1 protein-coding gene is annotated in these 1398 nt (G+C 62.7%); it reads left to right on the forward strand.

All coding sequences use genetic code 11. The features are described from left to right. Positions 1-1263: MFS transporter (locus A2J01_RS32880; protein WP_064114370.1), on the forward strand; the 1263-nt coding region annotated here is incomplete at its 5' end. Positions 1264-1398: the final 135 nt, after the last annotated feature.

Raw genomic sequence — 1398 nt, forward strand, 5'->3', positions numbered from 1 at the left:
ATCGTCGGTTCGGTGATCGGCGGTCTGTCCCACGACATGACCACACTCATCGCTGGTCGAGCCGTGCAGGGACTCGGCGGCGGCGGATTGATCCTGCTTTCCCAGGCGATCATCGCCGACGTCGTCCCCGCCAGGCAACGCGGCCGGTACATGGGTGCCATGGGCGGGGTGTTCGCACTGGCTTCGGTTGCCGGTCCCCTACTCGGCGGCTGGTTCACCGAGGGCATCGGTTGGCGTTGGGCCTTCTGGATCAACATCCCCCTAGGCCTACTCGCCATCGCGAGCGCGATGGCATTTCTGCACCTGCGGAAGCCGAACCTCGGCAAGCCTCGCATCGACTATCTGGGCATGGTTCTCGTCGCGACGGCAGCGACGTGTCTGATCCTGTTCACGACCTGGGGCGGAAACACCTACGCCTGGGGATCGGCCGTCATCATCGGGTTGATCGTCGGCTGCGTCGTGACGGCAGTGGCTTTTGTCTTCGTCGAAAAGCGTGCCGACGAACCGGTGATTCCGATGCATCTGTTCGCTCAGCGCAACTTCGTGTTGACCACCGTCGCCGGCCTGATCATCGGAATCGCCATGTTCGGTGCGCTCGCCTACCTGCCGACCTACATCCAAATGGTGACCGGCAAGAACGCCACCGAAGCTGGATTGATGATGATTCCCATGATGGCGGGCCTGCTCGTCGCCTCCATCGGGTCCGGCCAGCTGGTCAGCAAGACCGGCCGCTACAAGATCTTCCCCATCGTCGGAACATCCATCGTCGCTATTGCTCTGGTCCTGCTCTCACGTCTGACGCCGTCGACCTCACTGCTGGTCTTCGGTTGCTACATCGCACTCATGGGTATCGGACTCGGCCTCGTCATGCAGATCTTGATCTTGATCGTGCAGAACACCTTCCCCGCGGCCGAAGTGGGAACGGCCACCGCGTCGAACAACTTCTTCCGCCAGATCGGTGCGTCGTTGGGCAGCGCGATCGTGGGCAGCCTGTTCGCCTCGCGTCTGACCAATCTCCTGGCCGAGCGACTCCCGGCGAATGGCGGCGCGGTCGGTGGTGACGAGAACTCCTTGACCCCGGGAATCCTCTGGAAGTTGCCGAGCCAGGTTCGCGAGATCATCGTCGGCGCGTACAACGACGCGCTCGCGCCGATCTTCCTCTACCTCGTCCCCTTGGTCATCGCAGCGGTCGTGTTGTTGCTCTTCGTCAAGGAGAAGCCACTCGCGACGACGATCGATCGCTCTGCACCCCCGCTCGAGTAATTGACTATCGTGGCGTGATGTCGCACGCACCGAATACGCCCAGACGCACTCTCGCTGTTCTGGGCGTATTCGGCGTTGCGGTGGTCGTAGTTGTCGCCGGCGCACTGTGGTGGTTCGCGCGCGGCGACGACGCTC

This window comes from Rhodococcus sp. EPR-134, assembly GCF_001647205.1.
GTDB lineage: Bacteria > Actinomycetota > Actinomycetes > Mycobacteriales > Mycobacteriaceae > Rhodococcus_F > Rhodococcus_F qingshengii.